The organism is Bacillus sp. Bvel1, assembly GCF_014872755.1.
Lineage (GTDB): Bacteria > Bacillota > Bacilli > Bacillales > Bacillaceae > Bacillus > Bacillus velezensis.
In genome coordinates this window covers 180,573-203,302 of the sequence record NZ_JAAOBZ010000004.1, presented here as the reverse complement: position 1 = coordinate 203,302, position 22,730 = coordinate 180,573, and the positions used below count along the sequence as shown (strand labels likewise).

Below are 22,730 nucleotides of genomic sequence, written 5' to 3'. Positions count from 1 at the left end.
GTTAGAGAATTTCCATTAATTTATCAAGTTCATCAAGCGTCAGATCATCATCGCCAAGATCGCTAGGCGTAAGCTCAGATCCGTCTTGGGCCAGGCAGTGATCTATGATTTTCAAGAGGTGCCCTTTAAAGCTGTCACTGAACGATTGAATGGTTTTTTCATGAAATTCGAGAGAATGATAGGCAAACGTCATCGTCATCTGCCCATTTTCTATAAATCCGACAATATCAAGCGCATTCGGCTTCTCTGTGTCAGGGCTCAGCGATTGTCCTGACGGCATCCCGGATCTTGTAAATAAGCCGGAATCCGACATCTCATTAAACTGGCCTAAGTAGTTAAAGCTGATATCCGGATCAATCTCAAATGAAAGATTCTCTTTATGCTCAGGCGCCGTTACATAACGCAGAATGCCGTAGCCGACTCCTTTGTTCGGGATGTGTCTGATGTCTTCTTTCATTTGTTTCAGCTGATATGAAAGATCGTCGGCGTGCTTCATCTCAAGGATCATCGGATACATGCTCGTAAACCATCCGACCGTCCGGGTGATATTCAGGCCGTCAAGAATGTCTTCGCGCCCGTGGCCTTCCAAATGAACGCCGATCGTGTCTTCACCCGTCCACTCTTTCAGCGCCAGTCCGAGCGCCGTGAGCAGGATGTCGTTCATTTCCGTATGGTAGGCTTCATGTACGTTTGTCGTCAGCTGTTCAGTTTGTTCAGGCGTCAGAGAGAAACTGACCGTTCTCGTATGTCTCATGCGCTGATCGCCAGACTGCCTGTCTTTCGGAAGCTGAGTGCATACCTCTTTCTCCTCAAGCTCCCTCCAGTAATCCGCTTCTTTCAGAAACGCCTTCGTATTTGCGTATTCTTTGATTCTCTCAGCAAATTCGGCGAATGAATGTGTTTTCGGAGGCAGCGCCGGTTCATTGCCTTGCTTCAGCTGCGTATAAACGGACGTGAAGTCCTCCAGTAAAATCCGCCAAGATACACCATCCACGACTAAGTGATGGATTGCGAGAAGAAGGTGGTCTCCATCTTCAGCCCGGAAGAGCCCGGCCTTCAGCAGATGTCCTGTTTCCAGTGAAATACTGCTTTGAAGACGGTCTGCTTCCCGTTCGATACGGTCCTCATGGTCTTCAGCAGGTCCGTTCAGCTCAAAGACGTTCAGTTCAACAGACGCATCCTCAAGCCCTCTGTAATACGGTTTTTGTTCACGATAAATCATCCGGAGCGCATCATGGTGCACCGTCAGGACATGTAATGTTTTTTCTGTTATCTCCGGATCAAAGCCGTCTTTCGCATGAAGCATGACGGATTGGTTCCAGTGGTGTTTGTCCGTGAAGTTTTTCTCAAAGAACCAGCGCTGGATCGGCGTTAACTCCGCTTCGCCTTCGACAGGTCCCTGGTCGGCCTGCTTGCCTTCCGTCCGCTCCACATAGGAGACGAGCTCTTCGATGGTCGGGTGCTGGAAGAGATCCTTCATTTCCAGCTTGTAGCCGTGCTGGTTCAGGCGGCTCGCCATTTGGATGCCTTTGATCGAGTCGCCGCCGAGGGTGAAGAAATTATCGCTTACGCCGATCTGATCAAGACCGAGCACTTCCTCCCAAATGTCGGAAAGCAGCGTCTCCATCTCCGTTTCCGGCGCTTTGTAAGCGGCGCTTCCCGCTTCAATGTCCGGTTCCGGCAGGGCTTTTTTGTCAATCTTTCCGTTTGCGGTGACCGGAAGCTCATCCATCTCCACCCAGAACGCCGGCACCATGTAGTCAGGCAGCGTGTCTTTCAGCGCGGCTTTGAGCGCTTCAATATCGTCCTGCTGAGGCGCGACATAGGCGCAAAGCGCGGTATTGCCCGCTTTGTCTTCCACCGCCGTCACCGCTGCGTCATGAACGTCCGCAAGCTGGGCGAGGCGGACTTCGATTTCTGAAAGCTCGATCCGGTAGCCCCGCACTTTGACCTGCTGGTCAATACGCCCGATGTATTCGATGCCGCTCTGCGCGTTCCATTTGACGAGGTCGCCGGTCCGGTACATGCGCTCGCCGGGCACGAACGGATCTGCGGTAAACCGCTTCGCCGTTTCTTCCTCACGGTTCAGGTATCCGCGTGCCAGACCGCGGCCGGCCACGCACAATTCACCGGCAATGCCTTCCGGCTGCACCTGATCGCCGTCGCCGAGAATATAAGCTCTCGTATTGGCAATCGCCCGTCCGATCGAAAGCGATCCTTCCTCAGGATTGATGACGCCGCTTGTCGCGACGACGGTGTTTTCCGTCGGGCCGTAGTTGTTGACGATCGTGTACGGCTGTTTCACCGCCCGCTTCAGCTTGTCGCCGCCGACGAGAAGCATGCGGAGAGAGGTATTTTCCAGCTCCATAAATTGTTCGGCCAGCTGCGTCGGCAGGAAAGTGATGGTCACGCCGTGCTCCTCGAAATAGTGATTTAAGCGGGTGATATCCAGCCGGATCGCTTCGTCAATGACGTGAAGCTCCGCGCCGATGGTCCATGTCGGGAACATCTCCCAGATGGAGGCGTCAAAACCGAAGCCCGCGTATTTGGCGCTTTTATCATCCGCCGTCATGGCGAATGCGTCGTGATGCCAGAAGCACAGGTTCACCAGCGCATGGTGTTCGACCATGACACCCTTCGGCTGTCCGGTCGTTCCTGACGTGTAAATCATATAAGCGAGATGATCCGCCGTTGTTTCAGTCTGCGGGTTCGCTTCATCGTTTTCATCAAGCGGCAGGCTCAGAATGGAGCGTCCGCCGTCAAGCAGGATCGTTTCTCCTGTGTAGCCATCCGGCACGTCCAGCGCTTCCTGTGTGAGAAGAAGCTTGGCGCCGCTGTCCTGCAGAATGTAGCTGATCCGCTCTTGTGGGTAGTCGGGGTCAATCGGCACAAATGCCGCGCCCGCTTTCAGGACGCCGAGTACGCCCGCGGCCATTTCCAAGGACGGTTTCGTCAAAATGCCGACACGTTCGTCAGCCGTGACGCCGCAGTCTATGAGAATGCGCGCGATCCGGTTCGCCCTTGCGTTCAGCTCGCCGTACGTCCATTTCGCGCCGTTATATGCCGCGGCCGGCCGGTTCGCGTAGCGGGCGGCTGTTTCTTCAAAGAGACGGTGAACCGTTTTGTCCTGCGGCACAGAGAGTGTTTTTCCTTTCCATGCATTGAGGAGGGCTTGTTTTTCTGTTTCATTCACCAAGGAAAGCTCAGAAAGCTTCGCAGCCGGATTTTCCGTTGCGGCTTTTAACAGTTGAAGCCAATAATGCTTCCACGTCTCTGCCGTTTCCGGTTTAAACAGCGCGGTGTTATATTCAAGCACAAACGTTAAGCCTTCGTCTGTGTCCTCAGCCGTCACCGTCAGGTCAAACTTGGCTGTTTTTCTGTCAAACGGGTGGTGCTTCAGCTCAATTCCTTCCATGACCAGATCTTCAGCATTTGCATTTTGCATTGAGAATACCGCATCAAACAGCGGATTTCGGCTCGTATCACGCTGCACCTCAACCTTTTGCAGAAGGTCTTCAAGCGGATAATCCTGCGCGTCAAATGCATGTAAAGCGGTTTGTTTCACTTCTTTAAGATAATCCGTGAACGTTTTGTCCGCTTCCGGATACGTACGAAGCGCGAGTGTATTCACAAAAACACCGATGACGTTTGCGAGATCCGCATGTGACCGTCCCGCAACCGGCGAGCCGACAATGATGTCATGCTGTCCGCTCAGTTTTGAGAGAAAGGCGCTGTACGACGCCAGGAGCACCATGTACATGGTAGAATCCGTTTGTTTCGCAAGACTGCGAAGAGCCGACGTCTGTTCCTCAGTCAGAGAAAAGACCAGCTTGTCTCCTTCAAAGGTTTGCACGGCCGGACGGCTGTAATCAGCCGGCAGCGTCAATACCGGAAGCTCGCCGTCAAGCTCCCGAAGCCAATGCTCCTCCTGCTTGCGGTACTGCTCTGATTGAATAAATTTCTGCTGCCATACCGCATAGTCTTTATAATGAATCCGCAGCGGCTCAAGCGTTTCGCCGCCATACAAGCGGGACAGTTCATCTATCAGCACGCCGACTGAAGCGCCGTCCGAAATGATATGGTGCATATCAAACAGCAGCAGGTGGTCATGTTCAGCCAGCTTGACCAGCCCCGTTCTGACGAGAGGAAGCTGATCCAGACGGAACGGCCGGATAAAGCTCTGAATAATCCGTTCAGCATCTTCTTCAGAGGCTTCATAATATTCCATGTCGATATAAGCTTCCGCCCATATACGCTGAACCGTTTCTCCATCCTTTATGTCAAATGTCGTTCTGAAGGCTTCATGGCGTTCTGTCAGCTGTTTCATGACGGATTTCAGCTTTTCTGCATCAAGCTTTCCTTTTAAACGGAGCACAGACGGCATGTTATAGCTTGTTTCAGCGCCTTCCAGCTGCTGAAGCACGAACATCCGCTTCTGCGGTGAAGAAACCGGATACGTTTCCCGCTCGGCAGCCGGTGCGATGCTCTCAGCCGCCTTCCGCTCAGCCCCTTCAATCAGCTGCGCGAGCCCCGCAGCCGTCGGAGAAGTGAACAGATCCTTTAAGGTAAGCTGCACGCCGAATGTCTTCTGGATAAGGGCCAGCAGTTTCATCCCCGCTAACGAGTGGCCCCCGATCTCAAAGAACTGATCATGGACGCCGACCCGTTCCATTTGCAGCACCTCAGCCCAAATATCCGCCAGTTTTTGTTCTGTTTCATTGCGCGGCGCCGTATATGACACGGCATTCGCTGCGGTCACATCCGGCATCGGCAGCGCCCGCCTGTCGATTTTTCCGTTCCCTGTAAGAGGCAGTTCATCCAATTGAATAAAGACGGACGGAATCATATAAGCCGGAAGATCCTTCGCCGTATGCTCCCTCAGCTCCCGGGAAGATATTTCCCTGAGGCCGACAAAATACGCGCAAAGAAGTTTGTCACCCGCGCCCTGATCCACAGCGAGCACTATGCATTCCTGAATCTGATCATGGCTTTGAAGCTGATGCTCAATTTCGCCAAGCTCAATCCGCTGACCGCGGATTTTCACCTGATGGTCGATGCGTCCGATAAACTCGATATCGCCATTCGGAAGCCATCTGGCCAAGTCGCCCGTTTTATACATCCGTTCACCTTCCTTAAACGGATGCTTTACAAATTTTTCTTCCGTCAGTTCAGGACGGTTGTAGTAGCCTTCTACGAGACCTTCCCCGCTGACGCACAGCTCTCCCGCGATACCCGCCGGCTGAATGCGTCCGGCTGAGTTCATAATAAAGACTTCCGTATTGCTGACCGGTTTACCGATCGGAACGGAGAGCGTATCCTCTTCAATGACATCCACCGGATGGTATGTCGCAAACACCGTGCTTTCCGACGGACCGTACATATGAAGCAGTCTTCCTTTCCCGACTGCCGCCAGCGCCTTTTTGACATGTTCTACAGACGCTCTTTCGCCCCCGAACATGATTTTCCGAAGCGTCGTCAGACAGGACGGCTCCATATCAACAAGCAGGTGGAACAGGGCCGTCGTAATCATCAGAATGCTGACGTTCTCCCGTTTGATCACACGGGACAGGCGCGACATGTCCAGCACCGTATCTTTCGGGACGATCACAAGCTTTGCACCGTTTAACAGCGAACCGAACATATCAAACATAAAAGCGTCAAAGACGTAGTTTGACAGACCGAGCACTGTGTCCTCTTCAGAAACGGTCAAATAGTTCGTGTTTTTTACCGTCCGCAAAATGTTGGCATGTGTGACGATGTTTCCTTTCGGCGTTCCCGTCGTGCCTGATGTATACGTGAGATTGGCAATCGTTTTGGAATCAAACGGCAATGCTGGATTGCGAGAGTCCTTTTCATAGCTCGCCTCATCATCAGCAAGCACAATGACGCCTTGAAAACCGGCCTTTTCCGCAAGCGGCTTGAGGCTTTGCTGAGTCAGGAGCACATTCGCCCCGCTGTCGCGGAAGAAATGCTGAATCCGCTGAACCGGATGCTCAGGATCAATCGGCACATAGGCGGACCCCGCTTTTAACACAGCCATAATGGAAACAATCATGTCCATTGACCGTTCACATAAAACAGCCGCGGTTTCCCCGCCGCCTCCGACCGAAAGAATATGCCGCGCAAGCCTGTTGGCGCGTTCATTCAGCTGCTGATACGACAGAGTATCCCCTTCGAACTGAAGAGCTGTCCGGTCAGGGTTCTTTCGGGCCTGTTCTTCAAAGATCTGCACGATCGTTTGCTCTTTCGGGTATGCCGTGCGCTCCGGATTGAACCGCTGTAATTGGTTCAAAGCCTCCCGTTCAGAAAGCAGATCATATTCGCTGATTTTCGCATCCGGATGAGCTGCCGCACTCTCCAGCAGACGGACATAGTGCGCAAGCATGCGATCCGCAGTTGAGCGCTTAAACAGCTTCGTGCAATAATCCAAATCGAGCGCAATGCCTTCCGCTGTTTCCCGGGCCTGCATTGTCAGATCGAATTTGGCGATATTGAAGTTGGTTTCATGAAGAGACAGCGTCAGGTTGCCGATCTCCGGAATTCCGTCCGAAGCATTTTGCAGACTGAACATCGTGTCAAATATCGGATGCCTGCTCATGTCCCGGGGCACGTTCAGCTCCTCGGTCAGCCACTCAAACGGATAATCCTGATGGGAAAACGCGTCCAGCACCTGTTTGCGCACATGACCTAACAAGCCGGCAAATGTCTGATCCTGCTTCACGGAGCTTCGCAGCGCAAGCGTGTTGACAAACATCCCGATAAGCCCCTCGGTATCAGAGTGATTTCTTCCCGCTGACGGTGTTCCCACGATGATGTCTTCCTGTCCCGAATACTTAGAAAGCAGCGTATAGTATGCCGATAACAGCACCATGTAAAGAGTGGCTCCGTTTTTCTCGGCAAGCTTCTGCAGCCGTTCCCGCAGCATTTTCGGCAGCTTGGCGGACACGCGGTCACCTTCAAAGCTTTGCACCTGCGGCCGCGGATAATCAGGGAGCAGCTGAAGCACCGGCAGTTCGCCGCTGAGGACTTCTTTCCAGTACGCCCGCTCCTTCTTGTAGCCTTCTTTCGCCCGTTCCGCCTGCCATACGGCATAATCTTTATATTGAATGCGCAATTCAGGCAGCTGATTTCCGCCGTAGATGTCAGCCAGTTCCTTCAGCATGATGGAAATAGACACCCCGTCAGAAATCAGGTGATGCATATCAAACAGCAGCATATGGCGATTGTGACCGAGCGTTTGCAGGCCGATTCTGAACAGCGGCGCCTCAGATAAATCAAAACGGCGCACAAAGTCCTTCATGACCTGTTCATTCGTTCTTCCGCGCGCTTCGATCATTTCAATATGAAACGGAACATGTTCGTGAACCACCTGTCTCGGCGTGCCGTCCTCCGATTGAAACGATGTTCTCAGCGCTTCATGCCTGCTGATTAAGGCAGAAAATGCACGCTCGAGCTTTTCAAGGTCTAAAGCGCCCTCAATCACGGCCGCAGCCGGCATGTTATATCCGACTCCCGCATCTTCAAATTGGCTCGCGATATAAGTCCGCTGCTGAGCGAGCGAAAGCGGATAGCTCGCCTGCTTCTCAGCCGGCTCAATCGCCCTGAATGCCGGTCCTTCGTTTCGGTTTTCCGCATAATCGGCAAGCGCCGCAATCGTCGGATGCTCAAACAAGTATTGCAGCGGAATTTCAACGCCCATTTGCTTATGAATTTTCGTCAGAAGCGTCATTGCCTTTAATGAATGACCGCCTGACTCGAAGAAATGATCATAAATACCCGCCTTGTCCATTCCGAGGACTTCCTGCCAGATGACGGTGAGCGTTTCCTCCGTTTCGTTTCTCGGCGCCGCATATTCGGATGAGCTGACAGCCTGCACATCAAGCGCAAACAGCTTTTTGCGGTCCGCCTTCCCGCTCGGCGTGAGCGGAATTTCGTCCGTTTTTGTAAAGTAAGCGGGCACCATGTAATCAGGAAGGTGCTTGGACACATACTCCCTGTACTCGGCAGGGTGAAACTCGGTTCCTTTTTCCTGAACGATATATGCGCAAACATCTAAGCTGCCCTGCTGATCCGGCCGTGCCAGCACGACGGCCTGCGCCGCCCCCGGAGCTTTTCTGAGCACCGTTTCAATTTCTCCCAGCTCAATACGGTAGCCGCGGACTTTCACCTGATCATCTTCACGTCCGATATATTCGATCGTCCCGTCCGGCAGCCAGCGCGCCATATCACCCGTGCGGTACATGCGGCCGCTTCCGTTAAACGGATCTTGCAAAAACTTCTCTGCGGTCAAATCCGGAAGATTTAAATAGCCGCGGCCTACACCGTCACCCGCGATATACAGCTCACCGGCCGTGCCGTCGGGCTGAAGCCTCTGGTGCTTATCCAATATATACAGACGGGCGTTGCCGAGCGGTTTTCCGATCGGAACGTACGCCGCCTGTTGATTCATTCCGTTATCGGCTGACACCTGATGCACGGACGCATCTACGCACGTTTCTGTCGGCCCGTAGACATTCGTCAGACGCGGCGCCCTGCCCGATTGATGAAAGAGGTTCATCAGCTGTTCAGCAACAGCGGCGGACAGGCCCTCTCCCCCAATGAGCATGTGGCGCAATTCAATTCCGCTGACATCTCCCGCCGCAACCATCATCTGCAGATGCGCAGGGGTTCCGTCAGTGGCTTCAATCCGGTTTTGACGATAATAGTCCAGCAGTGCCGAGCCATTCGTTACAGTCGTTTTCGGCACGATATAAAGCGTCTGTCCCAAAAGAAGCGAGGCAAAAATCTGTTTGACGGACGCATCAAAATGAAACGGAGCCAAAAGCGCCATTCTTAATGTCTGCTCACCGCATTGATAAATCTCCTGCTGCAGTGATTGCACCAGATGATGAACTTGCCGGTGCTCAATCATCACGCCTTTCGGCCGCCCCGTTGTACCTGACGTGTAGATGATGTAAGCCAGCCGGTCTGATTGTGTACTGACACCGTCCGCAGCCGTTTCAAACTGAACAGCCTCGTCAAAATCAATCCGTTCGGCATCCGCTGCAGGCGCCTGTATTCCGGCCTCTGTCAGAACAGCCTTCGCTCCGCTGTCCTCCAAAATGTACTGAATCCGATCCGCCGGAAAGTCAGGATCTATCGGCACATAGGCGCCGCCCGCTTTCAAAATTCCCAATATTGCCGCAATAACACGCTCAGAACGGCCAAGCAGCACCGCGACAGGAGAATCGGCTGATATCCCGGCTTTAAGAAGGCGTCCGGCAATTCGGCCTGACTGTTCATGCAATGTGCGATAGGACAATGTTCGGCCTTCATACACCACCGCCGGTTTGTCAGACAGTGACTTCACTTTCTCTTCAAACAGCCCCGGTATCGTCATCTCCCCGCGGTAATTCACCGGATTACCGGAGGCCCGTGTCAGCAGCCGCTCTTTCTCGGATTCAGAAAGAAGAGTAAGCTCATCAATTATGCGATCAGGAGATGAAATCGCATCTTCAATCAGCGTGATCAAACGTTCAGAAACAGATACAATCTCCTCTCCCTTGAATATGTCGCTGCGATAGTCAAAATCAATCGTCAATTTCCCAGTGTCCCATCGTTCCTTCACATGAATCGAAATATCATTTGTACCGCTTCCGCTGAAAATAGGGTCTGTCAGGAAGGACAGATTCTCTTTTTTCTGCCACTGCATCACCTGGTACTCCAGAGCCACCGTAAACAATCTGCTCAGCGAACTTTTCGAAGCGCGCAAATCATTGACAAGCAGGTTATACGGATACTTTTGGTGGCGGAGAATTTTCATCAGATCCTTCATCCGGCCTTTAACGAATTCCAAGAACGACTGTCCTCCGTCAACGCTTGTCCGCACAGGAACCGTAGATACGAACATCCCGAGCATCTGCTTTTCTTTCGCATTCGTCCGGTTTCCCATAAACGTACCCGTGACAACGTCATCCCGGCCGGTCACTTTGTAGAGATAAGTGATCAAAGCTGATTGGAACAGAGATAGTACGCTGACTTTATGCTCCTCGCAGAATGAATGAATGCGGCCGTATAAGTCGTGAGGAATTTCTTGAGAAAACCGTTTCGCATCAAGACCCGCATCTGTCCGGCTCCGTTTCAGGGACACAAGCTCCGGCACGGTCTCAAACTGCCCGTTCCAAAAATCCCGATCCTTTTTAAACCGCTTCGACTGCACATATTCCTGCTCAGTCAGCACATGCTCGATAAAGGAAGGAATCTCCGTCTGTTCCATACTTGCTCCGCCCGAAAGCTCCAAATAAATATCAGTAATCGCATTGCCCAGAATCGTCATGGAAATCCCGTCCGAAATAATGTGATGCACATTAACGTAAAACCAGACCTCATTTTCGCTGATGGTATACACAGAAAAACGGAATAAATCCTGATCATATAACGCCAGAGGCTTGCCAGCTTCGTCACGTCCCCATTTTGACAGCTCTTCCGCAGAGCAGCCGGCTTGCCTGATGTCTGTATGTTCGATAGTCAGCGGACGGTATTCGCTCACATATTGAACGGGCTCCCCCTCATCATCAAGCCGCAGACGGATTCTCATCGACTCATACCGCCGGACGAATTCCTGTATCGCTTTCTCAACGTAATGAGCCTGTACGCCGTCATCAGAAATGAGTTTCCCGAACCCGGCAAGATTTGAAATACTTGTGTTCGGATAGAATTTTTCTGTATACCAGATACGTTTTTGAGCATTTGTTAAAGGATAAAAAGTTATTTCCATATGTGTGCGCCTCCCCTTTTTAAGATAAAATTGTCAATTCTCCCTTAGAAACAGCCTCCCTCAATGTCCCTAACTCATTATCAAGCCAAAAGAACCACTTACCTCCAAAACGATCCCGATTCAATCACCGCCGAAATCCGCAATCCACTCACCCGCACAGTCCGAAATGCGGCTCAAATTTATGAGAAATCAAGACAAGAATCCAATGTTTGTAAGCAACAGGGTTTACCTATTTCTTCATGAATTACTATATATCTACTTACGTTCACTTTATATGAAATTATTGTTTTTATCACCGAAAAATGGGTGAAAAGTTTCATTCGGCACACCGAAAAAAATTCCGACAATTCCAGAGGGTATTTTGCGGCATCCCGCAATTTATTTTTAAAAATATTATTTATGTAAAATTAAAAATCTTTAAACTATAGTATAAATCTCTCGAATATCCAGTTATGGCAGAATGAAAATAGTTTTCATATATGAGCTGATGGGGAAAAAACAGCGCAAGAACCGAAACAGGAGATTTAATCGTTCGCAATATGATTTCATTAAACCGCAAAAAAAGCACTCTATTTTACATAGAGCGCTTCAAAAAGATTCCTTTATTGCAGTTTTATCAATGTTGATTAATTCCATATATTCTTTTCCCCACTTATACATGGCGTCCAAAATCGGCATAAGGGTCTCTCCTTGCTCCGTTAATGAGTACTCCACTTTCGGAGGGACGACAGGGTAAACTTCCCTGTGAACGATCAGATCCTGCTCCAGCTCCCTGAGCTGATTCACAAGAATTTTGTGCGTAATATCCGGAATTAAAGCTTTCAGCTCATTAAACCGCTTTGTTCCTTCTTTTCCCAGGTGCCACATAATCAGCATTTTCCACTTCCCGCCTATCACGGCAAGCGTCAATTCCTTTTCGCAATTAAACGTTTTCTCATCCATTCGGCTCACGGGCCATTCTCCTTCCTCTTACTTTTTGTACGTTCATCATCTATTCATACACGCTTACTTTTTTACACAACTTTCATCAGTTTATACTACCACGCAGTTTTGCTGAAACAAAGCGCATTGCCTGCGGGGACAGTATCCTCAAAGTAACTATTAGACTTCAAAGTGCGTACTTCTCAACATGCGGGGCACTCTATAGAATGTAAATACATGAAAAAGAGGAGTGGATATAAAGTGGAATTACAGCTGGCATTAGACTTAGTGAGTATCCCGGAAGCAATTGAACTTGTGAAAGAGGTCGAACAATATATAGATGTTGTAGAAATCGGCACTCCCGTTGTCATTAATGAAGGCCTGAAAGCCGTACAGGAAATGAAATCAGCCTTTCCTCACCTGAAAGTGCTTGCCGATCTTAAAATCATGGATGCAGGCGGCTACGAGATCATGAAAGCGGCAGAAGCGGGCGCCGACATCATCACCGTTTTAGGAGCGACAGACGACTCAACGATCAAAGGGGCGGTTGCCGAAGCAAAAAAACAGCAGAAAAAAATTCTCGTCGACATGATTAACGTAAAAAACCTTGAAACACGGGCAAAAGAAATTGACCAACTCGGTGTTGATTATATTTGTGTTCACACAGGTTATGATCTTCAAGCAGAAGGAAAGAATTCATTCGAGGAACTGACGGCGATTAAAAAAGCGGTCAAGAGCGCTAAAACCGCAATTGCCGGAGGCATTAAACTTGATACGCTTCCTGAAGCCATCAAACAAAACCCAGATTTAATCATTGTCGGCGGAGGCATTACGGGAGCTGACAATAAAGCGGATGCTGCTGCTAAAATGAAACAGCTGATTTCACAAGGATCATGAAAACGACTGAATACTTACATGAAATACTCCATGAAATATCCCGCACCGCAGCATTAATAGCCGACAGTGAAGCTGACAAGCTTGCAGATCAGATTTTATCGGCAGATCAAATCTTCACGTCCGGAGCGGGGCGTTCCGGCTTTATGGCTAAAGCGTTCGCCATGAGGATGATGCACATCGGCCTGAACGCTTACATCGTCGGTGAGACGCTTACCCCTCCCCTCCAAGAAGGCGGTCTCGTCATCATCGGCTCAGGCTCAGGCGAAACAAAAAGTCTGCTTCATACAGCTGAAAAAGCCAAAAGCCTTAACGGCATCATCACTGCATTAACGATTAACCCCGATTCAAGTCTCGGCAAACTTGCGGATCTTACGATAACGATTCCCGGCTCTCCTAAGGAAGAGACCGGCGGAGACAGAAAGACGATTCAGCCGATGGGTTCTTTATTCGAACAAACTCTTCTGCTGTTTTACGATGCGGTTATTCTAAAAATCATGGAGAAAAAAGAACTGAATTCAGCAGACATGTTTACAAAGCATGCGAATCTGGAATGATTTACTGACGGCCTTCTTATCAGATGGCCGTCTTTTTATCGTCTTGTTGCGCACGGTCATGCAGGCCAAGGTTTTCGGGTCGGACACTCGCAGACGAAGATATCCTGCCGGTGAGCTTATCGCTATAATAAGTCAATTGACGATACGGCCGCAACCGTTCATTTCTGAATAGGGAAACGGCAAAAAACACTTTCTGATCGGATATTTAATGAATAAAATTGATTTGTGCGGATGGTTTTACAGATATTCAGCTGAATTGCGGCTGAGAAATATATTTTAACAGCTTTACAGCCGGCCGATTCTGCTTTATTCTTGGACCAGCTTTACAGCAATTTAAAACTGGAGGTGATTGATACTCTTGAAAACATTAAAAGCACTGCTGCTTGTTCTTATCATCATTGCCGGAGCAGTCGCGGCCCTGATCAAGGGTGATCTTTTCTCAGATAACGAGCAGACCGTTCAGAAGAGTGATTACGACAAAGTAATCCTATTTCCGTCCGATCGATATCCGGAAACAGCAAAGCATATTAAGGACGCGATAAAAGAAGGGCATTCCAGCATATGCACCATTGACAGAGACGGAGTACATAAGCGGCGTGAGCAATCTCTTAAACATGTGCCTGTCAAAACGGGATACGATAGGGATGAATGGCCGATGGCGGTTTGTAAACAGGGCGGAAACAATGCCTCCGTAGAATATATTTCTCCGGCAGACAACCGCGGAGCCGGCTCTTGGGTCGGACACCAGCTTACCAATGATCCCGACGGAACGAGAGTATTATTTAAAATCAAGTAAAAAAACAGGAGGAACAGCGCATTGAATAAATCATGGAAACCGCAAGAACTGGCCATTTCTTATCATCAATTTACAATCTTCCAAAAAGATTCAGAACCGCCTGTTATCGATTGGACCGATGAAGCCATTGAAAAAGGATATGCGGAAGCTGACGGAGCTGTTTCATTCGAAGCAAGGAGAAATACGAGGGCATTTATCGTCTTCAGGCTTAACACAAGTGAACCGGTACTATCCTATGAGAAAAAAGCGACTGTTCCCTTTGAGGCTGTAAAAGATGGAATTGAGATTGAAAGCGTGATGTCAAAGCGGCTTTTCTTTAATATTCCGAAAGGCCGATACAGCCTTACCTGTTATTCAGTGCCTGCCGAAATATCCGATCTTCATGCGGATACGTATATTATTGATGCAGACGCAATGTAAAAGAAATCCCTGAGAGAATCATATTTCTCTCAGGGAACTTTTATAAACTTTTACCGTTTGTTTCAATTACATTCTGGTACCAATAAAAACTGTTTTCCTGATCCGTTTCAAGTCTTTTTCATCTTCTTCATCTCGATTGATATACACAAAACCGTAGCGTTTTTGATAGCCGTTCAGCCAGCTTAAACAGATCCGTGAATGACCAGCTGCAGCAGCCGATGAGATGAACTCCGTCACTAATAGCCTCTCTGCACAGTTCACCCATACTGAAGGTCCTTTACCGTCTTATTCTAAGCTCCTTCAACCTGATAGGCAGCCGAAGCTGACCCCCATAGAAATGTATCAGGGAACAGACCCTGTTTTTTATGTATCATGTGTTTCATCCTCCTGATGCATATGATATTGATATCATACGTTTTGAAACGCATTTCAGAGCAATCCCGATAAAAACAAAAAAGCATCCGGCTTGCCGGATGCTTAAGAATGATGATGCCGCTTTTCCAATTTATGAGGCGGAGGCTTCGGGACAAAGCCATTTTGTTTCATCATATTAAAGCGCCTGTCCATATGCTGTTTAATATGTTCTGCTTTTTCTTTCGGCAGGACCCCGTACTCAACATATTTGGATATGACATGTTTGCGTTTTTCGAGCACTTCTTTTTCAAGTGATTCAATTTCTTTTTTCTGCTGTTCCGTGAGTGACATTGTTGAAGGCATTTTTGTTTCGGCGTGTGCCGGCATTGTGAAAACCATTGCTGTAATGAAAAACGCAGCTAAAGACAATGCAGCTTTTTTCATGACTCTTTCCTCCTTTAACGTTTGTTATATGTTGCTCCCTCATCCATTTTTTATGCAAAAAAAGAGCGAAATTATTCGCTCTTTTCAATCGATTCGTCCGGCAGTGCGTATGTGACATACGTTCCCGCTACAAAATCGTGGATTGACCGTTTGTCTTCTCTCATTCCGACCATGAATGCGCTCACGATCACACCGATTCCAAACGTCACGCCATATATCAGGCCGCCCACAAGCACTCTCAAAATCATAGTAAGAAAGCCTACCTGGGTTCCGTCTTTTTTGACGATGCGGATACCGCAGATCTTTTTGCCGATAACATAGCCGTTCCAGTATACAGGGAGCAAAATTCCATAAAGAGTCAAAATGATGCTGATCATTGCGCTCTCATTCGGGTCTTTTCCTGTTGCCAGCATAAAAATAATCGCCAAAGGCACTGAAGTAATTAAATAGTCGAGTACAACGGCTCCCAATCTGATCCAAAATCCCGCCGGTCTGTAAATATTCATCATGTTTCCCCTCGCTATGGCTTCAAAATCACTTTAATGTTGCCATCTTCTTTTTTGTCAAATATATCATATGCAGCAGGAGCTTCCGCAAGACTCATTTTGTGTGTAATGATATCCGTCGGATCAATTTCATTTTGTTCAATCATTTGATACAGCATCGGCATCAGATGAATAACGGGTGCCTGGCCCATTTTTAAAGAAACGTTGCGTGTAAAAAAATCACCGAGCGGAAAGCCGTCCGCTTCAGAAATGTATGCGCCCGTGAGCTGCACGGTTCCGAACTTCTTAACGGCTTCTGATGCTGTAAGAATCGGGCTGATCGTTCCGAACTGATTCGGTTTTTGCTCTGCTTTTTCTTTTGAAAGCGGCGTGCCGTCCATTCCGACACAATCAATCACTACATCCGCGCCCCCTGACGTTTGTTCGTGCAGCAGTTTCCCGATCTCATCATGTTCTGAAAAATTGAAGGTCTCTGCTCCGTTTATGCGTCTCGCATGTTCAAGGCGATGCGGGACTTGATCAACTGCGATAACCCGTTTAGCTCCTTTTTTCCAGGCGAATTTTTGCGCCATTAAGCCGATCGGACCTGATCCCAAAATAACGACTGTATCTCCTTTTTTCACTCCGCTGTGCTGAACGCTCCAAAAGGCGGTCGGCATGACATCTGACAGAAGCAGCACCTGCTCATCTTCAAGCTCACTGTCTGCCGGAACCAGAAAAGAAGAGAAATCAGCAAAAGGAACACGTAAATATTCAGCCTGCCCGCCGGGATAATTACCGTTAAACTCCGAAAAACCGAATAAACCGCCGGCATCTGTATGAGGATTTGGGTTTGATTCATCACACTGGCTTTCCATCTGGTGCTTGCAGTAATGACATTCTCCGCAGCCGATGTTAAAAGGAATCACGACCCGGTCGCCTTTTTTCAGCTTTTTGACTTGACTGCCCGTTTCTTCAACGATTCCCATCGGCTCATGCCCGACAATATAACCCGGATCGGCGGGTATTCCGTTTTTATATAAATGAAGGTCTGAACCGCATATCCCGGTTGCGGTGATTCGAACGATGACATCTCTCTCATCTTGAATGGCGGGTGCCGGGACTTCTTTCACTTCCATATGTTCTTTTCCTTGGTATGTCAATGCTTTCACACTTGGTCAGCTCCTTTTTCATCACTCCTTCCCTTTTCACCTGCTTCTAAACTTGGCCGGTATGTTATTCGGCCCGCTGAATATCCCATTGAAAAGGATCTTCAAGCTGCGACCAGTCGGAATCGAACTCAGACGGCGTGAGCAGGCACTGATCCAATTCCTTTGTAATGGCGGCTTCATCTAAATCTGTTCCGATAAACACCAAGTTCGTATGACGATCTCCGAATTGGTCGTCCCAATCTTCCAGAATCTCCGGTTCCTGCTTTTTGATCTGCTCCTGCTCAAGTTTCGGCATTGCCGCCACCCAATAAGAAACAGGCTCAATCGAAACCGCCGGACCCGCCTGAGACATCAGCAGCGCAAGGCTGTTGCGGGTTGCGCACCAAACAATTCCTTTTGCGCGCACAATGTTGTCAGGCATTGATTGATGCAGCCAGCTGTCAAAACGAACGGTATGAAACGGCAGACGCCGCGAGTACACAAACGAAGTGATGCCGTACTCTTCCGTTTCCGGAGTGTGCGCTTCATGACCTGCCGTCAGTTCCTTTATCCATCCTGCTGATGAACTCGCTTCCTCAAACTCAAATAAACCGGTATTCAATATGCATTCGGCGGGCACTTCTCCGCGAACGGACCGGATCAGTCTGGCACGGGGCTGTAATGCGCGAAGAACCGTTTCCAGCTGTTCAAGCTCTTTTTCGCCCACCATGTCGCATTTATTTAAAATGAGCACATCACAAAACTCAATTTGGTCAATTAATAAATCGGCAATCTCCCGTTCATCCTCTTCTCCCGCCGCTTCCTTCCGGTCAAGAAGGCTGTCACCGGACTGGAAATCATGCCAGAAGCGGTTTGCATCCACCACGGTCACCATTGTGTCCAGCCTGCAGAATGTTGTCAGATCAATGCCCATTTCTTCATCTATATAAGAAAATGTCTGGGCAACGGGAATCGGTTCGCTGATCCCTGTTGATTCAATGACAATATAATCAAACCTGCCGTCTTTCGCGAGTTTCTCAACTTCGACTAATAAATCTTCACGCAGCGTGCAGCAGATACAGCCGTTGGATAATTCTACTAGTTCCTCATCCGTCCTTGACAAACCGCCTCCCTGCTTCACCAAGCCCGCGTCTATATTTACTTCGCTCATGTCATTGACGATGACGGCAATTTTTAAACCGTTGCGGTTTTGTAAAATATGATTCAAAACGGTCGTCTTTCCGGCACCAAGATAGCCGCTCAATACTGTAACCGGAATTTTTTTCATATCAATAGCCCCCTGATAAAATAGAATGATTACGATTTATATCTCGCAACTGCCTTATTTTCATCATGATGTACATAGTTTTAAATCGTAATCGTTACTATTTATTTTGATGTATTCTCCGTTTAAAATCAAGTAAAAGTCAGACACATCACACGTTGTTTGTCCCCATCCATTGGTCTGACACGCAAAACGTCAACGATTTAATTGGTGAAGCCTTGGATCCGGACTGTAAAATGCCCGGTTTTAAGATGTGTGCGGTACGAATCAGCCCTATCTAATTTTCATAAAATTTTTAGATTTTTTCGTATTTTTTGTTACATTTCATAACATGCATCTTAAATATTTGTTTTTGCTGTGCTACGCTGAAAAAAACAAAGATAAGGAGCGGATCATCTGATGGGAAAAAAACAGCTAGTCCTTGTTGGAAATGGAATGGCCGGGGTAAGAGCGATTGAAGAAATACTGCGTGTTTCAAAAGACGAATTTGAGATTACAATATTCGGGGCCGAACCTCATCCCAACTATAACCGAATCCTTCTGTCAAAAGTGCTGCAAGGCGATACCGACATTCAAGACATTACGTTAAACGATTGGAACTGGTACAAAGAAAACAACATTCAGCTGTATACCGGTGAAACAGTCATCAAAGTCGACACGGAAAACCAAACCGTCATCACCGATGCAGACAGAATCCAGCCTTACGATGAACTCATCCTGGCGACAGGCTCTGTCCCTTTTATCCTTCCGATTCCGGGCGCAGACAAACAAGGCGTCACGGCATTCCGAGACATAAAAGATACCGACACGATGCTCGCCGCGTCAAAACAATATAAAAAAGCAGCCGTCATCGGCGGAGGACTGCTGGGTTTGGAAGCCGCGCGCGGACTGCTGAATCTCGGCATGGACGTGTCTGTCATCCACCTCGCCCCATTCCTGATGGAGCGCCAGCTTGACGCAGCGGCGGGACGCCTGCTGCAAAACGAGTTAGAAAAACAAGGCATGACCTTTTTCCTTGAAAAACAAACCGAAGAAATTCTCGGTACTGACCGTGTCGAAGGCGTACGCTTTAAAGACGGCACAAGCATCAAAGCTGATCTGGTCGTCATGGCGGTCGGCATCCGCCCGAATACACAGCTTGGCACAGAAAGCGGCATCCCGGTAAACCGCGGAATCATTGTCAACGATTATATGCAGACTGAAATTCCGCACATTTACGCGGTCGGTGAATGTGCCGAGCACCGCGGAATCGCATACGGTCTTGTGGCGCCGCTCTATGAACAGGCAAAAGTGCTGGCCAAACATATTTGCGGCATTGAAACAAAACCGTACGAAGGCTCCGTTCTCTCCACTCAATTAAAGGTATCAGGCGTCGAGGTCTTCTCTGCCGGCGACTTTGATGAATCAGAGGACAAAAAGGCAATAAAAGTGTTCGATGAACAGGACGGCATTTATAAAAAAATCGTCCTGAGGGGCAATCAAATTGTCGGCGCTGTTTTGTTCGGAGACAGCAGCGAAGGCAACCGCCTGTTTTCTATGATTCAAAAAGAAGCAGATATCTCTGAAACCTCCAAAATATCAATCTTACAGCCTCTTGATCAGGAAGCAGGCGCAAGCATGACCGCGGCGATGAGCGACGATGAAATCATCTGCGGCTGCAACGGCGTTTCAAAAGGTGCGATTATTCAAGCCATTCAGGAAAAAGGCTGCACATCAACGGACGAAATCAAAGCATGCACCGGGGCATCCCGTTCCTGCGGAGGCTGTAAACCGCTCGTAGAAGACATTCTTCAATATACACTGGGCTCAGAATTTGACTCATCCGCGCAAAAAGAAGCGATTTGCGGCTGCACCTCACTGTCGAGAGATGAAGTCGTAGAAGAAATCAAAGCCAAAGGGCTCTCACATACAAGAGAAATCATGAACGTGCTCGGCTGGAAAACGCCGGAAGGCTGCTCCAAATGCCGGCCTGCCCTCAACTACTACTTAGGCATGATTAATCCGGCTGCATACGAGGATGACAGAACATCCCGTTTTGTGAACGAACGGATGCACGCCAATATTCAAAAAGACGGAACATACTCAGTCGTTCCCCGGATGTACGGGGGCGTAACCAACTCTCAAGATCTCCGCAAGATCGCCGATGTCGTCGACAAATATGAGATCCCGCTCGTTAAAATGACCGGCGGCCAACGAATTGATCTCATCGGCGTTAAAAAAGAAGATCTGCCGAAAGTATGGGCCGAGCTTGATATGCCGTCAGGCTACGCGTACGGAAAAACACTCCGCACGGTAAAAACGTGCGTAGGCGAACAATTCTGCCGCTTCGGCACACAAGACTCCATGGCACTGGGTATTGCGCTTGAGAAAAAATTCGAAGGGCTCAATACGCCTCATAAGGTTAAAATGGCCGTGTCCGCCTGCCCGCGGAACTGTGCGGAATCAGGCATTAAGGACCTTGGCGTTGTCGGCATCGACGGAGGCTGGGAGCTTTATGTCGGCGGAAACGGCGGAACCCATTTGCGCGCCGGTGATTTGCTGATGAAAGTAAAAACGAATGAAGAAGTCTTAGAATACGCGGGTGCTTACCTTCAGTACTACAGAGAAACGGCAAACTATCTGGAGCGGACATCCGCATGGCTTGAGCGCGTCGGTTTATCTCATGTCCAATCCGTATTAAACGATCCGGAAAAACGGCAGGAGCTCAACGACAGAATGAATGAGACACTCTCTGTCCACAAAGATCCGTGGCAATACTTCCTTAAAGATAAAAAAGCTTCTAAAGATCTATTCGAAAATGTCGTCACGACTTCATAAAACAGTAAGGGGGAACGGACATGGTTAATAAAGATATGACAAAGGTTTGCATAGGCAATGTAAACGAATTACCCGAGGAGTTAGGAAAAACCGTATATATAGAAGATAAAGAGCTTGCCGTATTTAAGCTTTCTGACGGGAGCGTCCGCGCCGTCGAAAACCGCTGTCCTCATAAAGGGGGCGTCCTGGCTGAAGGCATCGTCAGCGGAGAATACGTCTTCTGCCCGATGCATGACTGGAAAATTTCCTTAGAAGACGGAAAAGTCCAAGAGCCGGATCATGGCTGTGTCAAAACATACGAAACACTGATCGAAGGAGAGAATGTATACCTCCTGTATTGATCAAAGACCGGATCACTTTTCCAAGTGGTCCTTCATTTTTTAAATTGCTGAAGGGATGACGCCATCATGAAAAACGGAATCGTATACTTTGTCGGTGCCGGACCAGGAGACCCGGGGCTGATCACCGTAAAAGGAAAACAGGCTCTGGAGAAAGCGGATATCATTTTGTATGACCGGCTCGCAAACCCAAAGTTTCTAGAATACGCCTCACCGGACTGCCGGTTCATTTATTGCGGAAAGCTGCCCGACCGCCATTTTATGAAACAGTCTGAGATAAATGCCCTGCTGATAGAAAAAGCGGCGGAGGGCTACACCGTCGTCCGCTTGAAAGGCGGAGATCCAAGTGTGTTCGGCAGGGTCGGCGAAGAAGCAGAGGCGCTTCATCAGCATGGCATCCGCTACGAAATGGTGCCCGGCATCACCTCGGGAATTGCAGCGCCGCTGTATGCGGGAGTCCCCGTCACCCATCGTGATTTCGCTTCGTCCTTCGCGATGATCACCGCTCATGATACATCATTGCACGGCAGGCCGAATCTCGACTGGGAAGGGCTTGCCCGAAGCGTTCAAACGCTTGTGTTTTACATGGGCGTTAAAAATCTGTCATTTATATGCAGGAAGCTTATGGAGTACGGAAAATCCCCTTCCGTTCCCGTACTTGTCATTCAATGGGGGACGTGGGGGCGGCAGCGGAGCGTTAAAGGAACGCTTCAGGATATCCATGAAAAAGTTCAAAGCCAAAACATCACCAACCCTGCCATTATCGTCATCGGTGATATTGTCAATTTTCAAACACACAGCTGGTTTGAAAGCAAACCGTTCATCGGACGGCATATCATGGTGGTCACTCATGGGGATGATGAACATACATTGACAGACAAGCTGCGCGAGTATGGCGCCGATGTTATTGAATGGCCGAAGCGGATCGTTAAAAAAATGCCCGCAAACGAAAACATCCTGAAACAGATCAGCACCTTTGAACAACTATTTTTCACATCACGCCTTGCGGTATGCGAATTCTTTGACACACTGGCTTTCAAGCAGATCGACATCCGCCGGGTGACCGCATGCCTGAATGCAGCGACCGAAGCCGCAAAGACGGAACTGACAAAACGGGGCTTTCTCCTATCCGAATGGCAAAATGTTTCTCCGCATTCTCTCATTGTAGGGAGCCGTCAAGCAGCAGAAAACTTGCCAGACTCAAAAACATGCCCGTTTTATATCACCCATGAACATATCGCGGATGAGCGATTCACTTCCATGATCGAACGCACGATCAGTGAGTCACCTCTGCAAATGATTATCTGTACGGGCAAAGAATCCGCTCAGCATTTGATCAGCGCCGGAAAACAAATCGGCATATCACCGAACCCGAGAGGAAACCGCCCTCCCGTCATCTGCATGGGCAAAGACGTCCCCGCCGGCTGCGGGTTTACCGCCGTGAAAAATCAGGAACAGTTATTTGCGTTTATACGAAATGAAATGAAAGACATGCCCGTTCACAGCTGATAC

At 48.8% G+C, this 22,730-nt stretch carries 15 protein-coding genes and 1 pseudogene; 8 read left to right on the top strand and 8 right to left on the bottom strand.

The genetic code is table 11. The annotated features are described in order from the left end of the window. Position 1: 1 nt before the first annotated feature. On the bottom strand, positions 2-10,756 hold the full coding sequence (gene srfAA / locus HAP68_RS01620; RefSeq protein ID WP_131241996.1) for a surfactin non-ribosomal peptide synthetase SrfAA: 10,755 nt from the start codon (positions 10,754-10,756) through the stop codon (positions 2-4). A 588-nt stretch (positions 10,757-11,344) separates the two neighbouring features. Beyond that, entirely contained in the window at positions 11,345-11,707 is a 363-nt protein-coding gene (gene hxlR, locus HAP68_RS01615) for a transcriptional activator HxlR (RefSeq protein ID WP_014304320.1), read from the bottom strand. A gap of 231 nt (positions 11,708-11,938) precedes the next feature. On the opposite strand from hxlR, the gene hxlA reads away from it, so the two are divergent. The 4 genes from hxlA (at position 11,939) to comJ (ending at position 14,344) form a co-directional block, all read left to right on the top strand. Beyond that, positions 11,939-12,574 carry a 3-hexulose-6-phosphate synthase gene (hxlA, locus tag HAP68_RS01610; protein WP_024084873.1) on the top strand — a complete coding sequence of 212 codons (636 nt, stop codon included), beginning with the start codon at positions 11,939-11,941 and terminating at the stop codon, positions 12,572-12,574. Beyond that, complete coding sequence (gene hxlB / locus HAP68_RS01605; RefSeq protein WP_003156587.1) at positions 12,571-13,128, top strand: 6-phospho-3-hexuloisomerase; 558 nt, start codon at positions 12,571-12,573, stop codon at positions 13,126-13,128. The genes hxlA and hxlB overlap by 4 nt, the downstream gene beginning before the upstream one ends. Positions 13,129-13,486: 358 nt before the next feature. Then, positions 13,487-13,924 carry a NucA/NucB deoxyribonuclease domain-containing protein gene (locus HAP68_RS01600; protein ID WP_003156588.1) on the top strand — a complete coding sequence of 146 codons (438 nt, stop codon included), beginning with the start codon at positions 13,487-13,489 and terminating at the stop codon, positions 13,922-13,924. 21 nt (positions 13,925-13,945) lie between these two features. Continuing rightward, positions 13,946-14,344, top strand: coding sequence for a competence protein ComJ (gene comJ, locus HAP68_RS01595; protein ID WP_014304317.1), 399 nt, complete (start codon positions 13,946-13,948; stop codon positions 14,342-14,344). A gap of 40 nt (positions 14,345-14,384) precedes the next feature. Here comJ and HAP68_RS01590 read toward each other — a convergent pair. The 6 genes and pseudogenes from HAP68_RS01590 to HAP68_RS01565 form a co-directional block, all read right to left on the bottom strand. Next, positions 14,385-14,603, bottom strand: a pseudogene (locus HAP68_RS01590) (family 1 glycosylhydrolase); the annotation flags it as partial. A gap of 31 nt (positions 14,604-14,634) precedes the next feature. After that, positions 14,635-14,718: a family 1 glycosylhydrolase gene (locus tag HAP68_RS19735; RefSeq protein ID WP_223151977.1), complete on the bottom strand. Its 84-nt coding sequence runs from the start codon at positions 14,716-14,718 to the stop codon at positions 14,635-14,637. A gap of 103 nt (positions 14,719-14,821) precedes the next feature. After that, entirely contained in the window at positions 14,822-15,097 is a 276-nt protein-coding gene (locus HAP68_RS01580; RefSeq protein WP_369719109.1) for a YckD family protein, read from the bottom strand. Positions 15,098-15,213: 116 nt separating this feature from the next. Then, complete coding sequence (locus HAP68_RS01575; RefSeq protein WP_021494203.1) at positions 15,214-15,648, bottom strand: RDD family protein; 435 nt, start codon at positions 15,646-15,648, stop codon at positions 15,214-15,216. A 14-nt stretch (positions 15,649-15,662) separates the two neighbouring features. Continuing rightward, complete coding sequence (locus HAP68_RS01570; RefSeq protein ID WP_003156594.1) at positions 15,663-16,799, bottom strand: zinc-dependent alcohol dehydrogenase; 1,137 nt, start codon at positions 16,797-16,799, stop codon at positions 15,663-15,665. A gap of 64 nt (positions 16,800-16,863) precedes the next feature. Further along, positions 16,864-18,066: a GTP-binding protein gene (locus tag HAP68_RS01565; protein ID WP_024084872.1), complete on the bottom strand. Its 1,203-nt coding sequence runs from the start codon at positions 18,064-18,066 to the stop codon at positions 16,864-16,866. Positions 18,067-18,179: 113 nt separating this feature from the next. Here HAP68_RS01565 and HAP68_RS19440 point away from each other — a divergent pair, with 113 nt between their 5' ends. The 4 genes from HAP68_RS19440 (at position 18,180) to cobA (ending at position 22,727) form a co-directional block, all read left to right on the top strand. After that, on the top strand, positions 18,180-18,344 hold the full coding sequence (locus HAP68_RS19440; protein WP_370648487.1) for a molybdopterin dinucleotide binding domain-containing protein: 165 nt from the start codon (positions 18,180-18,182) through the stop codon (positions 18,342-18,344). Positions 18,345-18,462: 118 nt separating this feature from the next. Beyond that, on the top strand, positions 18,463-20,880 hold the full coding sequence (gene nasD, locus HAP68_RS01560) for an NADPH-nitrite reductase (protein ID WP_024084871.1): 2,418 nt from the start codon (positions 18,463-18,465) through the stop codon (positions 20,878-20,880). Positions 20,881-20,900: 20 nt separating this feature from the next. Beyond that, positions 20,901-21,221, top strand: a complete 321-nt coding sequence (gene nirD / locus HAP68_RS01555; protein ID WP_003156597.1) for a nitrite reductase small subunit NirD — start codon at positions 20,901-20,903, stop codon at positions 21,219-21,221. A gap of 66 nt (positions 21,222-21,287) precedes the next feature. Further along, entirely contained in the window at positions 21,288-22,727 is a 1,440-nt protein-coding gene (gene cobA, locus HAP68_RS01550; protein WP_024084870.1) for a uroporphyrinogen-III C-methyltransferase, read from the top strand. Positions 22,728-22,730 lie beyond the last annotated feature (3 nt).